This window comes from Micromonospora sp. NPDC005298 (assembly GCF_040607375.1).
Classification (GTDB): domain Bacteria; phylum Actinomycetota; class Actinomycetes; order Mycobacteriales; family Micromonosporaceae; genus Micromonospora.
The window spans coordinates 1-21,631 of the sequence record NZ_JBEXGP010000036.1 but is presented as its reverse complement, the minus strand read 5'-3'; the positions used below and the strand labels follow the sequence as shown (position 1 = coordinate 21,631).

The window sequence follows — 21,631 nt, the reverse complement described above, 5'->3', positions numbered from 1 at the left end:
ATGGCTGGAGGAACCTGGGAGCGGTGCGTCCGCGAGGTGACGCTCTCCTCCGACCCGGACACGGTCGGTTCGGTCGGGGTGGGCTGGAACAACCTCTCCACCGGTCTGGGCTACCTGCGCGACGCGCTTGTCGGCCGGTCGTTCGTCGGCCCGATCGCGACCGGTCAGGAGCGCCCGCACGTCGGCGGGCTGCCCGCCATGCTCGCCGGTTGGAAGGGCAGCGGCGGTGACGCGTACCGCGAGCACCTGGGCGAGATCGGCAAGCAGCTCGAGGAGCTGATCACCGACGCGAGCAACGTCAGTGGGGCGTTGACGCGGATCGAGGGGGACATCCGCAAGGCGGTCTCCACGATCCCGATCCCGCTGATGGACGACTTCGGCTGGAACGAGTGGAGCCTGCCCAACGGCACCGAGCTCGACGGCGCCCGCGACGGCGAGAGCACGACGGGGTTCCTGGCAGCACTCCGGCAGGACTACCAGAGCAACCCGGCGTCGTACGCCGACGGCGCGTTCCGCGACAAGGCCGACGACCTGGAAGCGACGATGAAGGTCGACGGCCAGGCCGGTGACCAGAAGCGCGGCGGCTGGTGGGACACCAAGTCCCACCTGGACAACTGGTACCGGGACAACCAGCAGGCCGCGAACACGGCGATGTCCCCGCTGCCCAAGGCGGTGTACACGGAGCGCCCCAAGCTGGTCGTGCAGGATCCGACGGGTAAGCAGGACACCTACCGACCCGACGACCGGGTGCCGCCGACGGGCCGCCCCGACACCGGCAACCCCGACATCGGCAGTCCCGACATCGGCAATCGTCCGGACATCGGCAGCAGGCCGCCCGGCATCGGCGACACCGGCGGCCCCAAGTCCGGCGTGGGTCCGTTCTCCCCGCCCACGACCGGCGGTCCCGGCGAGGGCCCCCCGTCGACCGGGGCGGGCCCGTTCGACCCGCCGTCCACCGGCTCGGGCTACCCGGGAGGCGACGAGGACTACACAAGTGGCCTGGCCGGTGCCGGGCCCGGTGGGGTCGGCAGCGGCTTCGGCGGCGGCCTGGGCGGCTCCGGCGTCGGCAGCGCCGGGCTGGGTGGCGCTGGCGGTGGCTTCGGAGGCGGTGGTGTCGGTTCGGCCGGCGGGATCGGGGCCGGTGGTGGTGGCCTGGGCGCGGCCGGCGGGATCGGTGTGGGCGGAATCCCCGGCATGGTCGGCGGTGGCAACGGCAAGGTGCCGCCGATGACGAGCGCGGCGAACGCGCTGCGTACCGCGGCGGGCGGCGCCGGCGCGGCGGGCGGCGCGCGTGGCGGTGCCGGGATGATGGGCGGCGGCATGATGGGCGGCGCCGGAGGCGCCGGACACGGCGCCGGTGGTACGGGCTCCGAGCACTCGTCGTGGTTGACTGAGGACGACGATCCGTGGGGCCCCGGTGACGGTGCGTCCCCGGGTGTCCTGCGATGAGGATGGACGGATGAGGGTGGACGTCGGAGCACTCAGGCCGGTCGCGGCTGGCCTGCTGGCGGGGCTCCTGGTGCTGGGGGCCGCTCAACCGGCGGCCGCGGCGCCCCGGCGAGCCGAACAGTGGTATCTGGACGAGCTCCGGATCGAGCAGGCACAGAAGCTCTCGACCGGGCGTGGCGTGGTCGTGGCCGTGATCGACAGCGGCGTCGACGCCGGCCACCCGGACCTGAAGGGTCGGGTCCTCGCCGGTGGCCGCAGCTACGGCGCCGGCGGCGACGGGCGGGCCGACGAGGACGGGCACGGCACCCACCTGTCCGGCATCATCGCGGCGACGAACGCCGGCAGCGACGGTGTCGACGGCATCGCCCCCGACGCGCGGATCCTGCCCATCAAGCTGTACCCGGGCAAGGACAAGCCGTATGACGACAGCGCGGTCTCCCGCGGCATCCGGATGGCCGTGGACGGCGGCGCCAAAGTGATCAACCTGTCCCAGGGCAAGCCCTCGGCGGTCACTCCGGGGGAGGAGAGCGCCATCAGGTACGCCCTGGACCGGGACGTCGTCGTGGTGGTCTCCGCCGGCAACCTCGCCGCGGGCCTCGTGCAGGTGGCCGCTCCCGCCACCGTTCCCGGCGTGCTCGCCGTCACCGGCACCACCCGGGGTGGCGCCTTCTGGTCCGGGTCGGCCAACGGGCCGGAGGCGGTGATCGCCGCGCCCGGCGACGACGTCTACAACGTGGGGCCCGGCAGGGGCTACGGGTGGGGTGACGGCACCTCCGACTCGGCCGCGATCGTGTCGGGTGTGGCCGCGTTGATCAGGGCGAAGTATCCGAACCTCGACGCCGCCAACGTGATCAACCGGATCATCCGGACCGCCCGGGACGCCGGTCCGGCCGGACGGGACCCGCAGTACGGCTTCGGCCTGATCGACCCGGTGACCGCGTTGAGCGCGAACGTGCCGCAGGTCGCCGCCAACCCACTGCTGGATCCGTCCGCCGTGACCAACCCGACGCCGCCCCGCGCGGACGCCTCGGAGGAGGAGTTCGACGTCACCCAGCACGGCGACCGCGGCGGCCCCACCGACCAGCAGGTCATGGTGATCGGCATCGGAATCGCCGTGGTGCTGGTGCTGCTGGTGGCGTTGGTGGTCTTCCTGATCTGGAACCGCCGTCGGTACCGCCGCGAGGCGGCCCTGCCGGCCGACCTCCCGGAGGATCTGCTCGACCCCGCGCCTCCCGCCGGGTACGCCCCACCGGAGGGCTACGCCCCGCCACCCGGGTACGCGCCGCCGTCGGGTTACGCCCCGCCTGGTGGGACGCCGCCCGCGCCGCCGAGGGAGCGCTGACCCGTTCTGTTCGTCGACGGGCCGGCCGGTGACCTGCGGGTCGTCGGCCGGCTCTCGGCGTCGCGGGGCGTGCCGATTCGACCCCGTTGACCGGTTTGCGCCGGTGAACCGGGACGATCCGGCCGCCCCCGGTTGCGTACGGTCACGAGCCCTGCGCCAGGATGGGCGGACACGCAGGTACACCCGAGGAGCCCACGATCGCCAGAAAGCCTCAACCCGAGGGCGGCCAGGCGCCGGTCGTCCAGCGCGTCCGCATCCGGTACGCCAAGCGCGGCCCTCTGCGGTTCACCTCGCACCGGGACTTCGCCCGGGCCTTCGAGCGCGCGCTGCGTCGGGCCGCCGTGCCGATCGCCTTCTCCCAGGGGTTCACTCCGCACCCGAAGATCTCGTACGCCAGCGCCGCGCCCACCGGCGTGGCGAGTGAGGCCGAGTACCTGGAGATCGGCCTCCAGGCGCCGGTCGACCCGGAGGCGCTGCGGGCGGCGCTTGACGCCGCGCTCTCGCCCGGGCTGGACGTGCTGGACGCCGTGATCGCCGACGGGGGCAGCCTGCCGGACCGGATCGAGGCCTCGCACTGGCACATCGAGTTGCCCGAGGTCGACACGGCTGTGCTGCGCGCCGCCGTGGACGCGTTCACCGCCGCCGACGAGGTGCTGGTCGAGCGGATGACCAAGCAGGGCCGACGGACGTTCGACGCCCGCTCGGCGGTGATGTCGATCGATGTCCTCGCCCCGACGCCGACGCCTTCCGGGGCACCGGCCGTCCCGTGTGCGATACTCGAACTGGTCGTGCGGCAGGTCACCCCGTCCGTACGGCCCGATGACGTCCTTTCCGGCCTCCGCGTGGTGGCCGACCTGGAGCCGCCGGTCTCGCCGAGGGTGACCCGGCTGGCTCAGGGCACGCTGACCGCGCAGGGTGCGATCGTGGATCCGTTGGATGCGGACCGCGACGGGGCAGCCATCGTTGGGCACTGACCGACGGTCAGTGCTCTGGCAGGCAGACTTCGGCGGTCGCGCACCACGCGCGCCCGGCGGAAACACTTTTGCGGCGACCCTGCGTGGCAGCGCTCACCCGCGCCCGGGCTAGCCAGAACTGGAGAACGTCCATGCTCGAGAACGAGCCCGAGGGCGGCGAACGGACCGGTTCACAGCCGGCCGGTGACACCGCCGACCAGAGCGCCACCACCGGCGGTGGCACCGTCGCGACCCCCGGCGCCCAGCCGTCCGGGGCGGAGAACGGCGAGTCCGCCCCGAACGCCGAGCCCGCCCCGCCGGCACGGCGTGCCCGGGCGACCCGGCGTCGGGCCGCCCCGCTCAACCAGCCGGAGCAGGCCGAGGCGCCCGTCGAGGCGTCCACCGCTGGCGCCGGCGCTGTCGAGTCGCCGCAGGCCGAGGTCTTCGCCCCGGTCTCCGGTGACCTGGACGTCGCCCCGAAGACCCCCCGGCGCCGCCGCAAGGCGACCCCCGTCGAGACGACCGCCGACGAGCCGCTGGTCGCGGCCGGTGCGGAGGTGGCCCCGACCGACGTCGTCCCCCCGGTCAAGGTGACCCGCACCCGGCGCAAGAAGGCAACGACCGCCGCCGTCGAGGAGCCTCCCGCCGCCGTCGAGGAGCCGCCGGCCGTCGACGAGGTGCCCGCCGTCGAGGACGAGGACGCCCAGGCGGCGGAGTCCGACCTGCGCGAGGCCGAGGCCGAGCTGAACGAGGCCACCCCGGGCATCGGGGCCGAGGCGACCCGGACCAGCGGCGCGCAGGAGCGCTCCGGTGAGGTGCCGCCGGGCGTGGCCGTGCCCGCCGTACCCGACGAGCCGGCCGAGGTGGTCGAGCCGGAGCAGCCGCGTACCCGCCGTCGCCGGGCCGCGCTCACCGCGCCCACCGTGCTGTTCATGGCGCCGCAGCCGGACGCCGTACCGGTGACCCGGCCGGCGGAGCCCGCCCCGGTCGCCGAGGAGCCGGCCGTCGAGGCCGAGCCGTCCCGCCGTCGCCGGCGTGGCCGCCGCGACGTCGAGCCGGTGGAGCCGGTCGAGGCGATCGAGGCCGAGGAGGAGCCCACCGAGGAGGCCGAGGAGGCCACCGAGGCGGATGAGGACGACGAGGACAGCGCCGCCGCGCGCCGCCGCCGCCGGCGTGGTCGCCGTGGCCGGGGCCGGGGCAAGGGCGGCGCCGACGACGCAGAGGACGACGACTCCGAGGAGGCCGCACAGGCCGAGGAGGAGGAGACCGCCGAGGTTGAGGGCGACGAGGACGAGGAGTCCGAGGGCGCCGACGGGATGACCCGCCGCCGTCGCCGTCGCCGCCGTCGCGGCGCGGGCGACACGGAGGGTGCCGCCGCCGACGACGGTGTACCGACCGTGGTCAAGATCCGCGAGCCGCGCAAGACCGTCGACGAGGTGCAGGGCGTGTCCGGCTCGACCCGGCTGGAGGCCAAGCGCCAGCGCCGCCGGGACGGCCGGGAGCAGCGGCGTACGCGCCCGCCGATCCTCAGCGAGTCGGAGTTCCTGGCGCGCCGGGAGGCGGTCGACCGGGTGATGGCGGTCCGCCAGCGGGGTGACCGCACCCAGATCGCCGTCCTGGAGGACGGGGTGCTGGTCGAGCACTACGTCACCCGCAACTCCTCCGGCACCATGGCCGGCAACGTGTACCTGGGCAAGGTCCAGAACGTGCTGCCGAGCATGGAGGCGGCGTTCGTCGACGTCGGCCGGGGCCGCAACGCGGTGCTGTACGCCGGCGAGGTCAACTGGGACACCTCCGGCCTGGAGGGGCGCGCCCGCTCGATCGAGCAGGCGCTGCGCTCCGGCGACTCGGTGCTGGTCCAGGTCACCAAGGACCCGATCGGGCACAAGGGCGCCCGGCTGACCAGCCACATCGCGCTGTCCGGCCGGCACCTGGTGTACGTGCCCAACGGCAACGCGTCCGGGATCAGCCGCAAGCTGCCGGACAACGAGCGCAAGCGGCTGCGTGACGCGCTCAAGAAGCTGGTCCCGGACGGCGCGGGCGTGATCGTCCGTACGGCCGCCGAGGGCGCCAGCGAGGACGAGCTGGCCCGGGACGTCAAGCGGCTCCAGGCGCAGTGGGAGGACATCCAGGCCAAGGCCGCCGAGGGTGGCGCCCCGGCGCTGCTCTACGGGGAGCCGGACCTGGTCATCCGCGTGGTCCGTGACCTGTTCAACGAGGACTTCCGCGAGCTGGTGATCGAGGGCGAGCAGTCGTACGACATGGTCGAGTCGTACCTGTCGCACGTCTCCCCGGACCTGGTGGACCGGGTGCGCCGGCATGTCGGCACGAGCGACGTCTTCGCCGAGTACCGGATCGACGAGCAGATCATCAAGGGTCTGGACCGCAAGGTCTTCCTGCCCTCCGGTGGCTCGCTGGTGATCGACAAGACCGAGGCCATGACTGTGGTCGACGTCAACACCGGCAAGTACACGGGCTCCGGGGGCAACCTGGAGGAGACGGTCACCCGCAACAACCTGGAGGCGGCCGAGGAGATCGTCCGTCAGCTCCGGCTGCGGGACATCGGTGGCATCGTGGTGATCGACTTCATCGACATGGTGCTGGAGTCGAACCGTGAGCTGGTGCTGCGCCGGCTGACCGAGTGCCTGGGCCGGGACCGGACCAAGCACCAGGTCACCGAGATCACCTCGCTCGGTCTGGTGCAGATGACCCGTAAGCGGATCGGCGCGGGCCTGCTGGAGGCGTTCAGCGAGACCTGCGAGTGCTGCAAGGGCCGGGGCGTCATCATGCACACCGAGCCGGTGCCGGAGAAGCCGCGCCCCGCCGGTGCGGGGGAGAAGGTCAAGGCGGTCGCCTCGTCGGTCGCCGCCGCCCCGCCCGCCGAGCAGGGCACCGCGTCGTCCCGGCGCCGGGCGCGCAAGAGCGCGTCGGCCGAGAAGGCGGTGGTCGAGGTCACCGAGACCGACAACGCCGCCGAACCGGACGTCGACTACGTCGACACCATGGGCTACGACCTGTCCCGCTACGAGTCGGACACCGCCGCCGCGCCGGCCGTGTCGGACAGCCAGCAGGGCGAGTCGGCCCGGCTGGCCGCCGCGGACGACCCGGATGCGCTCGCCGACGGTGACTCCGACGAGGAGAGCACCGAGGGCGGCGCCGGCCGTCGCCGTTCCCGTCGGGGTGGCGCCCGCCGGCGGACCCGCCCCTGACTCGCCTGACCGGCCCGATGTTTGACGAGGTCCCTTCCCCGGCATAGTGACGGGGGAGGGACCTCGCCGGTCCGGCCACTTCCGGTCAGGAGAAGAAGATGCGCCGTCTGCTCGCCGTCACCGTGCTGGTCGCCGCGCTCTCCGCCGGGGGCGGCTGCGCCACCGACGGGAGCCCGTCTGGGTCGCCCACCGGGGGCGTCCCCGCCGCTCCGGCGAGCACGGCCGCCGGTGGCGGTGCGGCGGCCGGTGACGCCGCCCAGGTCTGCGCCGCCGCACGGCAGGTCGGCACCAGCGCCGTCCAGACGTACGTGGCGGAGTTGGGTCGGATGATGGCGGCACTGGGTGAGGGGGACGGCGCCACCGCCGAGGCCGCCCGTGAACGGGCCGAGGCGGCGCTGACGGGCTGGCGGACGGCGTTGCGGGAACAGTCCGCGCGGACGGCCGATCCGCAGCTCAAGACGCTGCTCACCGACATCGGGACCGAGGTCGCCGCGCTCGGTGTCGACGTCGAGTCGATCGACGAGACCGAACTCGACAGGCTCCAGCAGCGTCTCGACCAGCTCTGCCCCCGCTGAGCAGGGCGGGCCGGTTTGGGGTCCGGGCCGGCGATGGCGTACTCTTGCCTGCGGCGCACTTTTGGTGTGCCGTGTTCCCGTGTGCCCGCGCCGCCGTGCACTGCTACCCGGCGAGCCGCCACGGGGACGACCGCCAGCAGCCTCAACGACAGGGAGTCCGCCTCCGATGTACGCGATCGTCAAGACCGGCGGCAAGCAGTACAAGGTCGCCGAGGGCGACGTGATCGAGGTCGAGAAGCTCACCGGTGCTCCCGGTGACGCGGTGAAGCTCACCGCGGTGCTCCTCGTCGACGGTGACGACCTGGTGACCGACGCGGCGAAGCTTGCCGAGGTCGCGGTGTCCGGCGAAATCGCCGCGCACACCAAGGGCCCGAAGATCCGGATCCACAAGTTCAAGAACAAGACCGGCTACCACAAGCGCCAGGGTCACCGCCAGCCGTTGACCCAGGTCAAGGTGACCGGCATCTCCAGCGGGAAGTAGGTCGTCCTCCAATGGCTCACAAAAAGGGTGCGTCCAGCTCGCGTAACGGTCGTGACTCCGCGGCCCAGCGACTCGGCGTGAAGCGCTTCGGTGGTCAGGTCGTCAGCGCCGGTGAGATCCTCATCCGGCAGCGTGGCACCAAGTTCCACCCCGGTGACCTGGTCGGCCGTGGCGGCGACGACACGCTGTTCGCGCTGTCGGCCGGTGCGGTCCTGTTCGGCACCAAGCGCGGTCGCAAGACCGTCAGCATCGTTCCGCAGCAGTAGCTCTCAGGCTGAGCGGGCCGCGGACCTCCGGGTCCCGGCCCGCTTCGCTTTTTCGAAGTGCGGGGTCGACCCTCGCTGGAAGGATTGACGCCGTGGCGACGTTCGTTGACCGGGTCGTTCTGCATCTGCAGGCCGGTGATGGCGGGCACGGTTGTGTCTCGATCCACCGCGAGAAGTTCAAGCCCTTCGGCGGGCCGGACGGCGGGAACGGCGGGCACGGCGGCAGCGTGTCGCTGGTGGTCGACCCGCAGGTGACCACGCTGCTCGACTTCCACTTCCACCCGCACGTCAAGGCCGACAACGGCAAGGGTGGCGCCGGGTCGAACCGGGACGGCGCCAACGGCCACAACCTGGTGCTCAAGGTCCCCAACGGCACCGTGGTGCAGTCCACCGACGGCACAGTGCTGGCCGACATGGTCGGCGCTGGCACCACCTTCGAGGTGGCCCGCGGTGGGCGGGGCGGGCGGGGCAACGCCTCGCTTGCAAACGCCAAGCGCAAGGCTCCGGGCTTCGCCGAGCTGGGGGAGCCCGGCGACCAGTTGGACATCGTCCTGGAGCTCAAGAGCGTCGCCGACGTGGGCCTGGTGGGCTTCCCGTCGGCCGGCAAGTCGTCGCTGATCTCGGTGATCTCCGCCGCGAAGCCGAAGATCGCCGACTACCCGTTCACCACCCTCGTGCCCAACCTGGGTGTGGTCCGGATGGACAACCACACGTTCACCGTCGCCGACGTGCCGGGGCTGATCCCGGGCGCGGCCAACGGCAAGGGCCTGGGCCTGGAGTTCCTGCGACACATCGAGCGGTGCGCCGTGCTGGTGCACGTCATCGACTCGGCGACGCTGGAGCCCGGCCGTGACCCGGTCGCCGACATCGACGCCATCGAGGCCGAGCTGAGCCAGTACGGCGGCCTGACCGAGCGCCCGCGGCTGGTGGCCGTGAACAAGGTCGACGTACCGGACGGCCGGGATCTCGCCGAGATCGTCCGACCGGACCTGGAGGAGCGCGGTTACCGGGTGTTCGAGGTCTCCGCGGCCACCCGGGAGGGGCTCAAGGAGCTGACGTACGCGATGGCCGAGCTGGTCGAGGCGGAGCGCAAGGCGGCGCCTCCGGCCGAGCCGACCCGGATCGTGATCCGTCCGCTGGCCGTGGACGACGCTGGCTTCACCATCACGGCCGAGTCGGACGGCTCCTTCACCGTGCGTGGTGTCCGGCCGGAGCGGTGGGTCAAGCAGACGAACTTCGACAACGACGAGGCGGTCGGGTACCTGGCGGACCGGCTGGCCCGGCTGGGTGTCGAGGACAAGCTGGCCAAGGCCGGCGCGCAGCCCGGCGACCTGGTCCGTATCGGTGAGCGCGAGTTCGACTGGCAGCCGACGCTCTTCGCCGGTGTGGAGTTCGTGCCCGGCAACCGGGGCACCGACATCCGGCTGGAGGAGAAGTCGAACCGGGCGTCGGCGGCCGAGCGGCTCGCCGCGCGCAAGGCCCGCCGGGTGCGTTCGGCCGACGAGGTCGGCGCGGACTCGTCCGACGACGACGTCATCGACGACGAGGACGACGCCGAGTAGCCGGTTGCGCTCCGTGGTCGGGTCGACTGCCGGAAACCTGCCCGAAATCCACCGCGCCTAACGTCGGGTGATGTTGATCGAAGCGCGGCCCGCCACCGATCCGGAGATCGCCGCACTGGTCGTCGCCCAGCAGCGTGAGCTGCGCGACGCCGACGGCGGCCTGGACGGGCAGGTCACCCTCACCCACGACGACATCCGCTACCTGGCGGCGGTGGTGAACGGGCGGGCGGTCGCCTGCGGTGGTCTCCAGTCGCTCGACGCCGCGACCGCCGAGCTCAAGCGGATGTACGTCCGGCCGGCGTACCGGGGGCGGGGTGTCGCCCGCCAGCTGCTCGCCGCGTTGGAGGAGTGCGCGTTCCGGCAGGGCCACACGGTGGTCTGTCTGGAGACCGGCACGTACCTCCCGGCCGCCATCGGGTTGTACACCTCGTGCGGTTACGAACCGATCCCGGTCTACGGCGAGTACGTCGGCAACCCGTACAGCGTCTGTTTCGCCAAGCGGCTCCCGGTCGCGGCCTGACGCCGGCTAGGCGCCGGTGGTGGCGTGGGCGACGGTGACCGGCTTCGACTCCGGCGAGGCGTGCTGACGCAGGACGATGCTCAGCAGGATCAGGGCGCCGACTGCGAGGAACTCGCTCTGCCAGTTCTGCATGGACTGGAACCAGAAGTCGCTGGTGCGCAGGAAGTCCCACGCCCCGATCGGTGGTGCGCCGCTCTGCAACGCCTGCTCCTGGTTGTAGGCGGCGGTGCCGCCGAGCAGGTGTCCGACGAACGAGCCGGCGAAGATCAGCAGCAGTGCGATGGAGAGGCTGTTGCGGTAGACCACGAGCGGTAGGCCACCGGCGCGGACCGGCCAGGGTGAGCGGGCGGTGGCGTGGTCCTCGCCGTCCTCCGGCCGGTCGGTCTGGTCCACCGGCTTCGACTCGGCCGACCCGCGCTGCACCAGGTACGCGGTGAGCAGCACGTACCCGCCCATCTGGAGGAACTCCGACTCCCAGTTCTCGAAGACGGCCTCGGCGAAGTGACCGGTGGTCAGGTACGCCGGCCAGCTCAGCGGTGCGGCACCGAACTCGGTCAGCTCCTCGTTGTGGCTCTGCCAGCCGAAGACGCTCTGCAGCACCAGGAAGACCAGGAACGCACCCAGCATGGCGATGGTCAGCGCGTTGTCGCGTAACCAACGGGGCATCTCGTCACCTCCTTCGCGGATCGCCCCGGGATACTCACACCTCGATGGCCGCGAAACCGCCCCAGCGGCAGGTCAGGTCCCCTCGACGGGGGTGTCCAGGCGCCCGCCGGTGCCCACCTGGTTCGACAGCAGCAGCCCGAGGGCGAGCATGCCGAAGCCGAGTGCGAGGTGCAGCCAGTTGTCGGCGCCGTTGACCGGCAGGATGTTCGCGCCACCCTCCGCGTCGACCGCCTCGATGGCCAGCCCGTAGAGCCAGAGGGCGAGGTAGATCGCGCCGCCGGCGGCCAGGAACAGCCGGGCGCCGGCGATGGTGCGGGCCAGCACGAGACCGGCCAGCCCGAACAGCAGGTGCACCGCGTTGTGCAGGATCGACACCTGGAAGAGCCCGAGCAGCTTCGCCTCGGAGTGGTGCCCGGCGAAGGCCAGCTCACGGTAGTCGGTGGTGATGCCGGGGATGAAGCCGAGGACGCCGATCAGCAGGAAGACCCCGGCCACGACGAGCGCGGCCACCTGTACCCGGGGTCGCGAGCCGGACGGCCGGCCACCTCGCGCGTCTCGTGCCATCGCTGCCCCCTTTCGTGGATATGCCGGCCCCGCGAATCTCACCGTCCGTGGTGGCGGCATCACGATCCTCCATTTTGAGCGGACCCGACCGCTGCCGCAGAGAAATGCACGAAGAGGTATGGAAGAGAAAACGCAGGGTAGGTCAAGGGGTGGAGGCCGCGGCGACGCGGTCGACATCCCCCAGCACAACCGCGACGACTTTCCGAGCGGAAGGGACATCATGACCTACGATCTGTCACCTACGACTTCCACCTATGGGCAGCAGTCGACCAACGGCGGTGGCGTCCGCGAGCAGGCCCGCCAGGTCGGCTCGGAGGCCGCCAACGCTGGTGGAGCGGTCGCGCAGACCGCCAAGGAGCAGGGCACCGAGGTGGGCCGCGAGGCCGCCCGGCAGGCCCGCAACCTGTACGGCGAGGCGCGTACCCAGCTCACCAGCCAGGCCGGCGACCAGCAGCGACGCGCCGCCACCGGACTGCGGTCGATCGCCGACGAGATGCGGTCGATGGCCGAGCAGGGTGGCCAGGCCGGGCCGGTGAGCGAGCTGGCCCGCCAGGCCGCCGACCGGGTGCACGGTGTCGCCGGCTGGCTGGACGAGCGCCAGCCGGGCGACCTGATCACCGAGGTACGCGACTACGCGCGACGCAACCCGGGCACCTTCCTGGTCGGCGCGGCCGTGCTCGGTGTGCTGGCCGGACGGCTGACCCGCAGCATCTCCGCCGCCGGTGACGACTCCGGCAGCGTCTCCCCGAGCTACCGGGGCGCGGGCGCGTACGACCCGGAGCAGACCGCGGTGATCCCGACCCAGCCGGCGCAGGACACCGTTCCGCCGGGTGGCTACCTCGACCCGACGCCCGGCACGTACACCGAGCCGACGTCCGGTGGCTACACCGAGCCGACGTCCGGTGGCTACACCGAGCCGACCCCCGGTGGTTACACCGACCCGGTCCGGGGCGAGCAGCCGGAGCACACGGGCACCGGCCAGCCGCTGCCCCCGGTGAACCAGACCGACCCGCTGCCGGGCGTGCCGTCAAGCGGCACCAACCGCCCGTGAGCCGCCGAGCCATCCGAAGGGAGCCGACGGCATGACCATGCCGACGCAGGGGTCCGGACTGGACTCCGGATACCACCCCGACGCGGGTGCCCCGCACACCGCGGCGGAGGTGAAGGGCAGCTCGCTCGGTGACCTGATGCGTCAGGTCACCACCGACCTGTCGACGCTGATGCGCCAGGAGGTCGAGCTGGCCAAGGCGGAGATCCGCCAGGAGGGCAAGAAGGCGGGCAAGGCCGCCGGGCTCTTCGGCGGCGCCGGGTTCGGCGGCTACATGGTGGCGCTGTTCGTGTCCATCGCCGTGTGGCAGTTCCTGGACAACGTCATGGACTCCGGTCTGGCGGCGCTGATCGTGGCCGTCATCTGGGCCGCGGTCGCCGCTGTCCTCTACTCGATGGCCAAGAAGAACGCCCAGCACGTACGCGGCCTCAAGCAGACCAACGACAGCGTGCAGCGGATCCCCGACGCGCTCAAGCCACACCCGGAGGGAGTCACCCGATGAGCACCGATCCCGACCAGATCCGCCGCGAGATCGAAGCCACCCGCAACAGCCTCAGCTCCGATGTGGACGCGTTGGCGTACAAGGTCAGCCCCAGCCGCATCGTCGACGACCGCAAGCAGCGGGCCCGCTCCGCGCTGCAGAATGTGAGGGACAAGGTCATGGGAACCGCGTCTGACCTCGGCCACGGCACCGGCCACGCCGCCCACTCGGTGGGCGACCGCGCCTCGTCGGCGGCCTCCAGCGTCAACGACGCCGCGCACTCGGCGGCCTCCACCGTCAGCGACGCCGCCCACAGCGCGCCGCGGGTGATCCGAGAGAAGTCCCAGGGCAACCCCCTCGCCGCAGGCCTCATCGCCTTCGGCGTGGGCTGGCTGGCCTCCTCGCTGATCCCGGCCTCCCGCCGGGAGCAGCAGGCCGCCGCCCAGGTCAAGGAGAAGGTCGGCGAGCACAGCGGAGCCGTGAAGGAGAAGCTGGGCGAGGTGGCCAACGAGCTCAAGGACGAGCTGCGTGAGCCGGCCCAGCACGCCGCCCAGTCGGTGCGCTCGACCGCGCAGGACGCCGTGCACGCCGTCCGGGACGACTCGAAGTCCGCCGCGCACGACGTGAAAGACACAGTCCAGCAGTCGCGCACCTGATCGACGCAACATCCGACAGCTCGCGGTCGCCCTCTTCGGCGCCCGCGAGCTGTCGCGTGTCACCCCGGGGGACCGTGCGGTCCCGGTCAGGCTCTCGTCGGCCCCGGCGGCTTTCGCCGCCGCCGGGAGCGCACGATCGCGGGGGTCCGGGGGCGGGCGGCTCGGCGGATGCGGGTGTCGCCGTAGCGGACGCCGCCGAACAGCAGCCGCTGACCGACCGCCAGCCAGCTGCACACGCCACGTTCCAGTAGCCACAGCGGGGCGGCGAGCGACGTGCTCGGCGCGAAGACGGTGGTACCGCCGGCGCGGCGACGGCCCACCTCGGCCAGGGCGACCACAGCGGTCGCCATGACGAGCAGCGGTCGACGGCGGCGGGTCGCGACCGCCGTCGCCAGCGCCGGCAGGACCGCGAGCGCGGTCACCAGGCGGGCCGGCTGGGCCAGGTCGTCGTACGCCTGGCGGACCCGCTGGCCCCGGAAGTGCGCCGCGTCGGGCGGCAGCCGCCGTACGTACAGCCAGGCCGGCGTGGCCTCGACCCCGCCGTACGCGCGCACGGCACGGATCAGCTCCAGGTTCTCGAAGAGGACGTCCGGGTCGTACCCGCCCATGTCGAGGAAGGTGCTGCGGCGGACCGCGAGGGTGCCCGGGTAGTCGCCGCCGAGCGCCCGGTTGAGCAGCGTCCGGCCGGTGTCCCACCAGGCGTGCCAGGGCAGCGGGTCGAAGTAGTTCTGCGGCCGGACCAGGTCGGCCCGCTCCAGCAGCCGGTGCACCGCGCGCAGTCCGGCCTCGTCGTACCGGACGTCGTCGTCGGCGATCACGACGTGTTCGTGGCGTGCCGCCCGGACCCCGGTGAGCACTCCGACGACCTTGCCGTTGAGCCCTCGCCGGGCGGGGTCGGGCGGAAGGTGTCGGACCAGGCCGCGCCACGCTTCGGCGTGTCGGGCGAAGAGGTCCGGAGGCGAGCCGTCGACCACGAGCACCTCGACGCGGCCGGCCAGCCAGCGCAGGTGGTCGGTGAGCTCGGACAGGCCGGCGTCGCGGTGCCAGCGCAGCGGCAGCACGTACGACATCGGCAGGTCGACCGGCGGTGAGCCGGCGGCGACGGGTCCGGCTCCCCGGGCGTCACCGGTGGCCGGCACGGGCATCGGCGCCTCCTCGCCAGGGTGGTGTGCGGCCGGCGTGGGCCGCCCGCAGCAGGTGCCCGTCCTCCGGTCGTTGAAACCGGGATGTCGTTTCGAGTGCCCGACCAGGGGTAGCCGTGCCGGTACGGCTGTCAATCCCGAGGAGACGACATGGCCAACAACGGAACGAGGTGGGCGCTGCTCGGTGTCACCACGGTCACCGCGGCCGGTGTCGGGCGGGCGGTGGCCCGCCGCCGGCACCGGCGTCAGCCCGACCGGCAGGACGGCTGGTACGTGGTGCGCCGCGCGGTGACCGTGGACCGGCCCCGGGACGCCGTGCTGGCGTTCTGGACCGACCGGTCCGGTGGCGACGCCGGATGGCCGGGGGCGGTCACCGTCGACGGGCCGGGCGCGCTGAGCTGGCGGGGTGTGGACGGGTCGACGCCGCAGGAGGGCCGGATCGAGCTGGTCGACGCCCCGCAGGGCCGGGGCACCGAGATCCGGGCCGAGCTGCGCTACCGCTCCGGTCCGGTGCGCCGGGTGTTCGGGCTGGTCAAGGGCGACGAACCGGACCTCGCCCTGCGTGACGCGCTGCGGCGTGCGAAGTCGCTGATCGAGTGCGGTGAGGTGCTGGACACCCGGAACGACCCGTCCGGTCGCAGCCCTGCCCAGGAGAAGGCGACCGACAGGGCGAGGAAGAAGCTGATGACGGGAGGCCGTGCGTGAGGGCGTTGTGCTGGGAGGGTGTCGGCAAGCTGGCGGTGCGGGACGTGCCGGAGCCCCGGATCCGCGCGGACGGGGACATCATCGTCAGGGTGCGGGCCAGCAGCGTCTGCGGCTCCGACCTGCACCTGATCAACGGGTACCTGCCGGCGATGCGGGAGGGGGACATCCTCGGCCACGAGTTCATGGGCGAGGTGGTGGAGACCGGTCCGGGCGTACGGCGGCACCGCGTCGGGGACCGGGTGGTGGTCGGCTCGGTGGTCGCCTGCGGTGGCTGCTGGTACTGCCGGACCGAGCAGTACTCGCTCTGCGACAACTCCAACCCCCAGCCGGTGTTCACCGAGAAGCTGTGGGGCCACTCGCCGGCGGGCATCCTGGGTTACTCGCACGCGGCGGGCGGCTACGCCGGCTCGCACGCCGAGTACATCCGGGTGCCGTTCGGTGACGTCGGCGCGTTCGCGGTGCCCGACGGGGTGCCGGACGACTCGGTGGTGTTCGCCTCCGACGCGATGCCCACCGGGTGGATGGCGGCGGACTTCTGCGGGCTCACCGGTGGTGAGGTGGTCGCCGTGTGGGGTGCCGGCGGCGTCGGGCAGATGGCGGCCCGGTCGGCGCAACTCCTCGGCGCCGAGCGGGTCATCATGATCGACCGGTTCCCGGACCGGCTGGCCACGGCCGCCGACCGGATCGGCGTGGAGACCGTCAACTACGCGGAGACCGACGTGCTGGAGGCGCTGCGGGAGATGACCGGTGGACGCGGCCCGGACGCCTGCATCGAGGCCGTCGGCATGGAGTCGCACGACGTCGGGCCGACCTACGCGTACGACCGGGTGAAGCAGTCGGCGCGGTTGCAGACCGACCGTCCCACCTCGGTCCGTCAGGCGATCATGGCCTGCCGCAAGGGCGGCACGGTGAGCATCGTCGGCGTGTACGCCGGCCTGGTCGACAAGTTCCCCCTCGGCGCGGCGATGAACAAGGCCCTGGTGTTGCGGATGGGGCAGATGCACGCCCAGCGCTACATTCCGATGCTGCTCGACCGTCTCGCCGCCGGCGAGATGGATCCCGGCTACCTGGCCACCCATCCGGTCTCCCTGGAGCAGGGCGCCCACGGCTACGAGCTGTTCGAGAAGAAGCAGGACGGCTGTCTGCGCAGCGTCCTGCATCCGTGATCAGTTGACGAACACCCCGTCCCACCGCCACGCGTGGTGGGACGGGGTCAGGCGCGACGGACGTTGGCGAGGGTCAGGTCGACGGGCGGCAGCGCGGGCATCCGCCGCAGGTCCAGGGTCAGGTCCTGGCCGGGGACGTCGTAGCGCATGACGGTGGTGAGGTTGGTGACGGCCCGCTTCATCAGGTCGATGGTGATCCATTCGCCGGCGCAGCGGTGCCCCGCCCAGTGGTCGCCGCCACCCTGCGGGATCAGGTCGAACGGATCGCCGCGGCGGCCGGCGAACCGCTCCGGCCGGAACAGCTCCGGTTGTGGCCAGAGTGTCGGGTGGTGGTTGGTGCCGTACAGGTCGAGCAGCACCCGTCGCCCTCGGGGGAAGTGGTGCCCCTGCCAGTCGAAGGAGCGCCGGACCCGGGCGGCCGCTATCGGGAAGAAGGGGTAGTAGCGCCGTACCTCCTGCACGAAGTGCCCGGTCGCCTCGTCGTCGTCGCGGGCCCGCTGCCGCCAGGCGGGGTGGTCGTGCAGGGCGAGCGCGGCGAAGGCGATGTACTGGTCGACGGCGACCACCGGCCGCAGCACGTTCAGCAGTTCGACAGCCGCGATCCGGCGGGGGAGCAGCGTTCCCCGGGCGTCCCGGTGTTCGGCGATCACCGCCAGGGCGCTGCCGGCGGGCGCCGGGTGGAGGCCGAGGCGGGTCCGTTCGATGACGCTGCCGATCCACCGTTCGGCGCGGCGGCGGGCGAGCAGTCCCCGCCAGTGCCGGGGGCCGACCGCGGCCGGCGCCTCGATCATGGCGTGCAGTTCGACGGCGCGGCGGTCGACCTGGGACGCCGGCAGCGGCACCCCGGCCCAGGCGCACACCACCCGGGTCAGCAGGCGGCCCAGCTCGTCGTAGAGCGTCACCGGCCCGGCGGCCTCCCAGGCCGGGATCCGGGCCTGCCACTCTTCGTCGAAGAGCTGGCCGAGCTGGTGGATCGCGGCCGGCGTCATGATCGACATGAACATGGCCTTGCGGTCGGCGTGTTCCGACCCGTCCAGCCCCTGCACGCCGCCCCGGCCGGTGAGGGTCCGCTGCACCCGCAACGGCATCGCGCCCTGCCGCTGGAAGCGTTCGGTGTCGTAGAACAGCACCGCCGCCGGCCGGCCACGGAGGCAGATGGTCGGCGCGAGCAGGATCCGGGTCTGGAAGATGTCGCTGCCGTACCGGTCGCAGCGCTCGCCGATGAACCGGTAGCCGGCGCGGAGCAGCGCGAGGGTGCTGTCCGGGCTGCGGTCGGCCGGCATGGTCGCCATCGGGCCTCCTCGGGTGCGGGTGGCGGCCGTCGCCGCCGCCCGGCCGCGTCTACCCGCGTGACAGCCGCTGAATCCCCGCGTCGACAGCGCGCCCCGCTGGCCCCTCCCAGGGGCGGCGGAACCTGGTTGGCTTGCTGGTGGAGCCGCCGTCGGCGGGATCGCCGGTCAGCCGGCGGGCCGACGGCCCACGACCACGGGGAGGGCGAGATGCGCGACAACAGGTCGCCGTACTGGCGGCAGCGGCGGGCAGTCGGTGCGCTGGGCGCGGGCCGGGACGCCAGGCCACTGATCGGACCGCCCGGCCGGCCCACCCGACCGCGCCGCTTCTTCACCGTGCACCTGGGCTTCACCGCGCCCGGCGCGGCCGACGCCCGCGAGCTGGCAGTGGGGTACGCGGAGGCGCTGAGCCTGCTCCGCCCGGAGGTGGCGCTCGGCGCGGCGGCCCTGTCACCGGCCGACGCGTGGCACCGGGCCGAGCGCCTGTTCTGCGGGGCGGTCGGCCCGGACGGGGAACGCTGCGTCGACGTGGCCGATCATCCGGGCTTCCACCACGCGCCCGGCCCGGGTGGCCTCGGCTGGGGCGACGGCGATGCCTGACCGGCGGTCGCGGGTGACGGCCGTCCCGGGCCACCCGCGACCGTGGGGCCGTCAGTCGAGGTCGAACTCGCCGTCCTGCGCGCCGGCGACGAACGCGTCCCACTCGGCCTGGGTGAAGACCAGCACCGGGCCCTCCGGCTCGGAGGAGTTGCGCATGCCGATCAGATCGTCGACGAAGGCGACCTCCACCGCGCTGTCGGAGGTGTCCCCCTCGGCCCGCTGCCAGACCGCCCGAGAGAGGTCGAAGTCGCCCTTGGGGTGCTGCGCCATGGTTCTTTCCTCCAGTGCCGAGGGTCGTGTGGTGACCGGGTGCCGATCCCCATCGGGCAGGATAAGCGGATGCCGAGCCTGACCCGTGTAGAGGCGACCGCGCGTGGCGCGGCGATTACCGTCGAGTCCTATCAGGTGGACCTCGACCTGACCGGCGACGGTGACGTGTTCCGTTCCCGCGTCGAGGTCCGGTTCCGGGCGACCCCCGGCACCGCGACCTTCGCCGAGGTCAGACCCGCCCGACTGCTGGCGGTACGCCTCAACGAACGCGACGTCGACCCCGGCACGTTGGCCGACAACCGGCTGCCGCTCGACGATCTCGAGGCGACCAACACGCTGTTCGTCGAGGCCGAGATGGCGTATTCGAACACCGGGGAGGGGATGCACCGCTTCGTCGACCCGGCCGACGGCGAGACCTACCTGTACGCCGTGACGTTCCTCGACAACGTGCAACGCATCTTCGCCGCGTTCGATCAGCCAGACCTCAAGGCGTCGTTCACCCTCGCGGTCACCGCCCCGCCGAGCTGGACGGTCTCCGGCAACGCCGAGCTGGCCGCCAACCCGGCCCCCGGCCGTTGGGAGTTCGCCCCGACCCTCCCGCTGTCGACATACCTCTTCTCGCTGATCGCCGGCCCGTACCACGTGCGGCGTGCCGAGCACGACGGCGTGCCGCTGGCCCTCTACTGCCGACGGTCGCTCGCCGGGCACCTGGACGCCGACGCGGAGGAGATCCTCACCATCACCCGGCAGTGCCTGGACCGGTTCCACGAGCTCTTCGCGGAGCGTTACCCGTTCGGCAAGTACGAGCAGGCGTTCGTGCCCGAGTTCAACCTCGGCGCCATGGAGCATCCGGGCATCGTGGGGTTCCGCGACGACTTCGTGTTCCGCTCGGCCGTCACCGACACGCAGCGGGAGATGCGCGCCATCACGATCGCCCACGAGATGGCGCACATGTGGTTCGGCAACCTGGTCACGATGCGCTGGTGGGACGATCTGTGGCTCAACGAGTCCTTCGCGGAGTACCTGGGCGTCCGGGTCGCGGCCGAGGCGACCCGCTTCGAGGGGACGTGGACGACGTTCGCCATGCGCCGCAAGGCCTGGGGGTACGCGGCCGACCAGCGCCCGTCCACCCACCCGGTCGCGCCGACGGAGGTGGCCGACGCCGCCGAGGGTCTGCTCAACGTCGACGGCATCTCGTACGCCAAGGGGGCCAGTGTCCTGCGGCAGTTGGTCGCGTGGCTCGGCGACGAGGCCTTCCTCGCCGGGCTGAACGCGCACTTCGCCGCGCACCGCTTCGGCAACGCCACCCTCGCCGACCTGCTGACCAGCCTCTCCGCCGGTGGTCGGGACCTGTCCGGTTGGGCCGAGCTGTGGTTGCGCCGGTCGCAGGTCAACACGCTGCGGGCCGAGGTCACCGTCGACGCCGAGGGCCGCTACACCGAGGTGGCAGTGGTGCAGACCGCCCCCGAGTCGTACCCGGTGCTGCGCCCGCACCGGATCGGCGTGGGCCGGTACGAGGCGGACGGCACCGTACGGCGGCACGAGGTCGATCTGGATCCGGCCGTCGACGGTGGTCGTACCGTGCTCGCCGAGCTGGTCGGTGAGCCGGCGGCTCGGCTGCTGCTGCTCAACGACGGTGACCTCACCTTCGCCAAGGTGCGCCTCGACCCGGCGTCGGCGGACGCCGTCCCGCTGGTGCTGCCCGGCCTGGCCGACTCGCTCACCCGGGCGGTGCTCTGGAGTGAGGCGTTGGACGCGGCGACCGACGGGGAGCGGCCGGTCACCGGCCTGGTCGACCTGATGGTCGCGGCGCTGCCGGCCGAGACGGAGGTGATCATCGCGGAGGACGTGCTGAGTCTCAGCCGGTCGCTCGTCGACCGCTACCTCGACCCGCTGACCCGGTCGACGGCGCTCGCCCGGATCGCCGAGGCGTGCCGGCGTCTGCTCGACGGCGCGCCGGCGGGGGAGTCGTTGCAGCTCGCCGCCGCGCGGGGCTGGATTGCCGCGACCACCGACACGGATCTGCTCGTCGGCTGGCTCGCCGGTCGGGACGTGCCGGCCGGGCTGAAGGTCGACGCGGAGCTGCGCTGGGCGGTGCTGCGTCGACTGGTGGTGCTGGGCGCCGCCGGTGCGGCGGAGATCGACGCCGAGGCCGCGGCCGACGTCAGCTCCACGGGCGCGGAACGGGCCGCCAGGTGCCGGGCCGCCCTGCCCGACCCGGCCGCGAAGCAGGCGGCGTGGGACGTCATCGTGCGCGACACCGAGTTGTCCAACCGGCTGTTGGAGGCGACCGCCGAGGGGTTCTGGCAGCCCGAGCAGGTCGAGCTGACCGCCGGGTACGTCGAGCGGTACTTCGCCGACATGCCGGCGGCCGCGGGTCGGCGTACCGCGTGGACGGCCGACCGGGTGGCGATGCTGGCGTTTCCCCGCTACGCCGTGGCGCAGCCGACCCGGGAGGCGGCCGCGGCGCTGCTGGCCCGCGACGACCTGACCCCGGGCCTGCGCCGGGTGGTCCTCGACGCCGACGACGACCTGCGGCGCGCGCTCGTCGCCCGGACGGCGGTGGCCGCCACGGCGGCCTGACACGTCGGGCGGGGGCGGGGGGGGGGGACCCCCCCCCCCCCCCCCCCCCCCCCCCCCCCCCCGCGCCCCCCCGCACCGGGCGGCCCCCGCCAGGTACAACCACG

At 72.9% G+C, this 21,631-nt stretch carries 21 protein-coding genes; 16 read left to right on the top strand and 5 right to left on the bottom strand.

What is annotated here, in order from left to right; translation table 11 throughout:
* The 9 genes from ABZS77_RS28875 to ABZS77_RS28835 all read left to right on the top strand — a co-directional run bounded on the left by ABZS77_RS28875 (position 1) and on the right by ABZS77_RS28835 (position 10,357).
* Positions 1-1,449 carry a hypothetical protein gene (locus ABZS77_RS28875; protein ID WP_354829309.1) on the top strand — a complete coding sequence of 483 codons (1,449 nt, stop codon included), beginning with the start codon at positions 1-3 and terminating at the stop codon, positions 1,447-1,449.
* Positions 1,450-1,459: 10 nt separating this feature from the next.
* Positions 1,460-2,791 (top strand): type VII secretion-associated serine protease mycosin, encoded by a 1,332-nt coding sequence (gene mycP / locus ABZS77_RS28870; RefSeq protein WP_354829306.1) that lies wholly within the window; start codon positions 1,460-1,462, stop codon positions 2,789-2,791.
* 161 nt (positions 2,792-2,952) lie between these two features.
* Positions 2,953-3,765 (top strand): TIGR03936 family radical SAM-associated protein, encoded by an 813-nt coding sequence (locus tag ABZS77_RS28865; RefSeq protein WP_354829303.1) that lies wholly within the window; start codon positions 2,953-2,955, stop codon positions 3,763-3,765.
* A 131-nt stretch (positions 3,766-3,896) separates the two neighbouring features.
* Positions 3,897-6,953, top strand: coding sequence for an Rne/Rng family ribonuclease (locus ABZS77_RS28860; RefSeq protein WP_354829301.1), 3,057 nt, complete (start codon positions 3,897-3,899; stop codon positions 6,951-6,953).
* 98 nt (positions 6,954-7,051) lie between these two features.
* Positions 7,052-7,528, top strand: coding sequence for a hypothetical protein (locus ABZS77_RS28855; protein WP_354829299.1), 477 nt, complete (start codon positions 7,052-7,054; stop codon positions 7,526-7,528).
* A 166-nt stretch (positions 7,529-7,694) separates the two neighbouring features.
* Positions 7,695-8,009, top strand: a complete 315-nt coding sequence (gene rplU / locus ABZS77_RS28850) for a 50S ribosomal protein L21 (RefSeq protein WP_007464063.1) — start codon at positions 7,695-7,697, stop codon at positions 8,007-8,009.
* Positions 8,010-8,020: 11 nt separating this feature from the next.
* Positions 8,021-8,275, top strand: coding sequence for a 50S ribosomal protein L27 (rpmA, locus tag ABZS77_RS28845; RefSeq protein ID WP_074313740.1), 255 nt, complete (start codon positions 8,021-8,023; stop codon positions 8,273-8,275).
* A gap of 92 nt (positions 8,276-8,367) precedes the next feature.
* Positions 8,368-9,837, top strand: coding sequence for a GTPase ObgE (obgE, locus tag ABZS77_RS28840; RefSeq protein WP_354829296.1), 1,470 nt, complete (start codon positions 8,368-8,370; stop codon positions 9,835-9,837).
* Between the two features lie 70 nt (positions 9,838-9,907).
* Entirely contained in the window at positions 9,908-10,357 is a 450-nt protein-coding gene (locus ABZS77_RS28835; protein ID WP_354829294.1) for a GNAT family N-acetyltransferase, read from the top strand.
* Positions 10,358-10,363: 6 nt separating this feature from the next.
* Here the strand turns inward: ABZS77_RS28835 and ABZS77_RS28830 are convergent, their stop codons facing one another.
* Both ABZS77_RS28830 and ABZS77_RS28825 read right to left on the bottom strand, forming a co-directional pair.
* Positions 10,364-11,023, bottom strand: coding sequence for a DUF6766 family protein (locus tag ABZS77_RS28830; RefSeq protein ID WP_354829291.1), 660 nt, complete (start codon positions 11,021-11,023; stop codon positions 10,364-10,366).
* A 72-nt stretch (positions 11,024-11,095) separates the two neighbouring features.
* Entirely contained in the window at positions 11,096-11,587 is a 492-nt protein-coding gene (locus ABZS77_RS28825) for a DUF4383 domain-containing protein (RefSeq protein ID WP_354829289.1), read from the bottom strand.
* A gap of 220 nt (positions 11,588-11,807) precedes the next feature.
* Here ABZS77_RS28825 and ABZS77_RS28820 point away from each other — a divergent pair, with 220 nt between their 5' ends.
* From ABZS77_RS28820 to ABZS77_RS28810, 3 genes are read left to right on the top strand one after another with little or no spacing between them, the layout of a single operon-like run.
* Entirely contained in the window at positions 11,808-12,638 is an 831-nt protein-coding gene (locus ABZS77_RS28820) for a hypothetical protein (RefSeq protein ID WP_354829288.1), read from the top strand.
* Between the two features lie 31 nt (positions 12,639-12,669).
* Complete coding sequence (locus ABZS77_RS28815) at positions 12,670-13,137, top strand: phage holin family protein (RefSeq protein WP_354829285.1); 468 nt, start codon at positions 12,670-12,672, stop codon at positions 13,135-13,137.
* Positions 13,134-13,772, top strand: coding sequence for a DUF3618 domain-containing protein (locus tag ABZS77_RS28810; RefSeq protein WP_354829283.1), 639 nt, complete (start codon positions 13,134-13,136; stop codon positions 13,770-13,772). Before ABZS77_RS28815 ends, ABZS77_RS28810 begins: the two co-directional genes overlap by 4 nt.
* A gap of 86 nt (positions 13,773-13,858) precedes the next feature.
* On the opposite strand, the gene ABZS77_RS28805 is transcribed toward ABZS77_RS28810, so the two are convergent.
* The gene (locus ABZS77_RS28805) at positions 13,859-14,917 is read right to left on the bottom strand and encodes a glycosyltransferase (protein ID WP_354829281.1); all 1,059 of its coding nucleotides are present in this window, start codon (positions 14,915-14,917) and stop codon (positions 13,859-13,861) included.
* Between the two features lie 147 nt (positions 14,918-15,064).
* On the opposite strand from ABZS77_RS28805, the gene ABZS77_RS28800 reads away from it, so the two are divergent.
* Together ABZS77_RS28800 and ABZS77_RS28795 are read left to right on the top strand one after the other, a co-directional pair.
* Positions 15,065-15,619, top strand: coding sequence for a cyclase (locus tag ABZS77_RS28800; RefSeq protein WP_354829279.1), 555 nt, complete (start codon positions 15,065-15,067; stop codon positions 15,617-15,619).
* Positions 15,616-16,785, top strand: coding sequence for a zinc-dependent alcohol dehydrogenase (locus ABZS77_RS28795; RefSeq protein ID WP_354829277.1), 1,170 nt, complete (start codon positions 15,616-15,618; stop codon positions 16,783-16,785). Before ABZS77_RS28800 ends, ABZS77_RS28795 begins: the two co-directional genes overlap by 4 nt.
* Before the next feature lie 47 nt (positions 16,786-16,832).
* Here ABZS77_RS28795 and ABZS77_RS28790 read toward each other — a convergent pair whose 3' ends face one another.
* Positions 16,833-18,077: a cytochrome P450 gene (locus tag ABZS77_RS28790; protein WP_354829275.1), complete on the bottom strand. Its 1,245-nt coding sequence runs from the start codon at positions 18,075-18,077 to the stop codon at positions 16,833-16,835.
* Between the two features lie 207 nt (positions 18,078-18,284).
* On the opposite strand from ABZS77_RS28790, the gene ABZS77_RS28785 reads away from it, so the two are divergent.
* Positions 18,285-18,674 carry a hypothetical protein gene (locus ABZS77_RS28785; RefSeq protein WP_354829273.1) on the top strand — a complete coding sequence of 130 codons (390 nt, stop codon included), beginning with the start codon at positions 18,285-18,287 and terminating at the stop codon, positions 18,672-18,674.
* 51 nt (positions 18,675-18,725) lie between these two features.
* Here the strand turns inward: ABZS77_RS28785 and ABZS77_RS28780 are convergent, their stop codons facing one another.
* The gene (locus ABZS77_RS28780) at positions 18,726-18,944 is read right to left on the bottom strand and encodes a DUF397 domain-containing protein (RefSeq protein ID WP_151488717.1); all 219 of its coding nucleotides are present in this window, start codon (positions 18,942-18,944) and stop codon (positions 18,726-18,728) included.
* Positions 18,945-19,013: 69 nt separating this feature from the next.
* Between ABZS77_RS28780 and pepN the strand changes: the two genes are divergently transcribed.
* Entirely contained in the window at positions 19,014-21,527 is a 2,514-nt protein-coding gene (gene pepN, locus ABZS77_RS28775; protein WP_354829271.1) for an aminopeptidase N, read from the top strand.
* Positions 21,528-21,631: the final 104 nt, after the last annotated feature.